The organism is Aeromonas sp. s6 (genome assembly GCF_040907815.1).
In the GTDB taxonomy this organism is placed as follows: Bacteria; Pseudomonadota; Gammaproteobacteria; order Enterobacterales; family Aeromonadaceae; genus Aeromonas; species Aeromonas caviae.
Genome location: NZ_JBFOCN010000009.1, coordinates 1 through 3,389 on the forward strand (window position 1 = coordinate 1; position 3,389 = coordinate 3,389).

The 3,389-nt window shown below is 57.0% G+C and carries 2 protein-coding genes and 1 pseudogene; all 3 read right to left on the minus strand.

The genetic code is table 11. From position 1 onward, the window contains the following. Nucleotides 1-872: pseudogene (locus AB5Y50_RS00405) on the minus strand (IS3 family transposase); the annotation flags it as partial. Between the two features lie 323 nt (nt 873-1,195). Next, nucleotides 1,196-1,618, minus strand: coding sequence for an SgcJ/EcaC family oxidoreductase (locus AB5Y50_RS00410; protein WP_223930674.1), 423 nt, complete (start codon nt 1,616-1,618; stop codon nt 1,196-1,198). Nucleotides 1,619-1,686: 68 nt separating this feature from the next. Then, on the minus strand, nt 1,687-3,300 hold the full coding sequence (locus AB5Y50_RS00415; RefSeq protein WP_010674210.1) for an IS1634-like element ISAs25 family transposase: 1,614 nt from the start codon (nt 3,298-3,300) through the stop codon (nt 1,687-1,689). Nucleotides 3,301-3,389 lie beyond the last annotated feature (89 nt).

The window sequence follows — 3,389 nt, forward strand, 5'->3', positions numbered from 1 at the left end:
AAACTGGCTCCCTTGGTCGGAATGAACCAGCACTTCCTGCTCCGGTCGCCGTCGCCACACCGCCATCAGTAACGCGCTGATAGCCAGCTCTCGGTCGATCCGTGGCCCCATTGACCAACCAATGACTTGTCGTGAGAACAAATCCAATACCGCGGCCAGATAGAGCCAACCTTCATGGGTTCGGATATAAGTGATGTCTGTTACCCAGACCTTATTTGGCTCAGTCACATCGAACTGGCGTTCAAGATGGTTCGGTGCAACCACCGTTGGCCGGCCACCATAATGACCGGGACGGCGGCGATAACCGGTTTGTGAACGTAAACCTTCATGACGCATTAATCGCGCCACCCGGTGTTTCCCACAGGTCTCGCCCATCTCTCGCAGGTCATCCCGGATCTTGCGATAACCATAGATGCCCCCGCTTTCTAGCCAACATTGCTTGATCTGGCCAAGAAGGCGTTGGTCTTCCAGGGCTCGGGCAGATAAAGGCTGGTGCAGCCAGGCGTAATAACCGCTCGGGTGGACATTCATCATCCGACACAGTCTGCGGATGGGATGTGCGGACGCGTGCTCCCGGATGAAGGCGTACCTTACCCTGACAGCTTGGCAAAATACGCGGCGGCCTTTTTTAAGATATCTCGCTCATCGGTGACGCGACGCAGTTCAGCCTTGAGGCGCCGAATTTCGGCTTGCTGGCTGGAGTCATCCTGTTGCTGCGCTTCGGGTTGGCTGTAGCGTTTGATCCAGACATAAAGACTGTGGCTGGAAATACCAAGTCGTTCAGCGACCTCTGCTACTGGGTAATTGCGCTCAGTCACCTGCTTGACGGCTGCCAGTTTGAATTCTTCTGTGTAACGTTGCTGCTTGCTCATAACACCTCCTGATTGACCTCAGTTTGAGGCTCTTGAGGTGTCTAGGAAAGTAGGGGCGATTCAGTGCTGCCAGGGGCGAACATAACAACGAGAGTGCAAACCAGATTCGTAAAAATGTCGCAGCAATCACTGTCAGCGCACTTACTGCCAGCAGGTTGTGAGGCACAACCAAAACGGGGAGTTGCGCCGTGGGCTGCGCTGTGATGCCCCCTCCCAGGCAGAGCGGTGCCCTGCGTGCGACTCGGGTTCTCCGGCCTTGATGGTGAGCCTTGATTACGCACGCTATACACGCACACTGGCTACGTCGAGCCAGTGTGACTGCGCTAGTCAGTTGCAGGCCGATCGCCGGGCTGCTGCGCCCCCAGCAGCGTGGTGCCGTAGGAGTTGTCCACCGTGCAGCGCCACTCCCCATCCGCCTCCTTGCGAAACACATAGGTAGCGCGCCGGGTCTCGTCGATCCACCCCTCTCCGCCCGGGTAACGCAGCCGGGTTTCCATGATCACCAGGGCATTGTCGGCCCCCTCGATCACCTCCATGGCCCCCTGGGTCACCTCAAGCTGACCGTCAAAGTAATCGGAGATGGCGGTGAAGGCGCGGCGGATGGCGGGAATGCCGCGCACCACCATGCCGGGTTTGACCACCAGGGCGGCGTCTTCGGCGTAGAAGGTCATCAGGGCGTCGAAGTCGCGCCGGGAGATGGCGGCGTCACAGGTCTCGATCAGGGTGCGAAGGGGATGCGGGCTCATGCCGTGCTCCTTGTTTCAGGGGGATCAGGGCGGGCTACCCGCCTTATACCCGACATTCCGCACCTGATTTAGGAATAAATTTGCCGATAGCGCTCACCCAATACCTCCAAAATGATCTGCTGGTCTCCTGTTAGCTCCGTTACTTGTGGCGGAGCTTCTCCCAGTCGATATTCATGGATGCCACCAAAGCGCAAAAAGATCCAACGGGCCGTCGGCTGCTGGGTCGGTTTCTTTTTCATATCCGCCACACTGCGATTCTGCTCCACTAATCCCTGCCGGATCCGGTGCTCCAACGCTGCGTAAATCATCAGGCTACAGGTCATCACCATGAGCAACGCTTCAATCCGCTCCGGCTTTTTCAGGTACAGTGAGGAGGTTAAAAACTCCGGGCTCTTGAGAAAACGAAAGCCCCGTTCGACATTCTGCTGCGCTTTATAGGTGGCCAAAAGTTCGGCCATGGTCAGCGTATCGCTGTGGTCATTGGTCGCCAGGATGAACACCCCGGTCTGGTTGCGGGCCTCTTCAACGCAAGCCAGGCTAGTTGCCGCCAACCCAGTGATTTGAAACTGATGGCCAATTGGCTCTTCGCCACGCTTGGGTCTGCCACGTCCTGTATAAACGGGTTCACCTACCACTTCGGCATCCAGTTGCAGCAGCATCAAGCTGGCGGTAAAACAGCTCAACTCAGCTTGGGCATCCGCCTCACAAGCAAAGCGTCGGGCACACAATTTGGCGAAGGCTTTGAGCTCGCGGGTACTGTCTTTGAGCAGGTTTTTGGCCAATGTCTGCTGCTCGCGGTGGCTGGCTTGTTCGCTGCGCACCAGCAACCAACGTTGCGCGACCCCGGCATAATTCGCGTGTTGCCAACGGCCATGATAGCCATTGCCCAGAGCGGTCAGCGGTTGTGCACCTATGGTTGCCACGGCCTGCTTTGCCTCATTGAGAGTGACGGGCACCCGGGTCACAAATAGTTGCTGCTGTTGCGCCAGTAATTGCAAGGTATCGGCGCAGTACAGTGCGGCATCGCCGACCAGATAACGGCACTCCTGCGCGGCCTTGAGACTGCTCAAATGGCGACGAACGGTCTGGGCAAAGGCTTTGGTGTCATTACTATTGCCGCTCAGGGCCTGCATATAGACAGGTAGGCCGGCCTGATTTTCACAGATGAGCTCAAGGATCACTTGATTCAGCTCTGGCCGGTGATCACGACTATAACCACGCACCAGTTGCAGCTTACCGACCAGATCCCCATCGGCACAGTCATAGGCGCCATCGACGTGGAAGCTGGTAATATCGAGGTGCACTGCGGTGCTTTTGAGCCCCAGCCGCTCGACAACTTGCGCCGCCATCACCTGATACAAGGCGCTGACATCGGCCTCAAAGAGGGCATCGAGACAGCGACCGAGCACATCATCATTGAGGTCATCAGCACAGATCCCGGGGCCAATCAGGCGCTCAACCGGCTTGTTAGCAAAGAATTGCGGGAACATGTGCAGGGTGCTGCTGTGAAAGCCGAGGCCGTTCACTATCATGGCGACCAAGGCTTCACCATGTGAGACCTTGAAAGGCGGGGTTTTGGGGAGCAAGGCATCGATCATGCGGGCAATGCCCAGTTCCTGGCAGAGTGCGGCGACCAAACCAAGGTGATCGAGGTTACGGATCGAGATAGCGGGTGCGGCCATGATGATCTACCTGCAAAAGAGAGTAATAGATCAGAACGGCCGATCGCCGTCAAGCACTGAAAATAGCAAAATCAGGTGCGGAATGACGG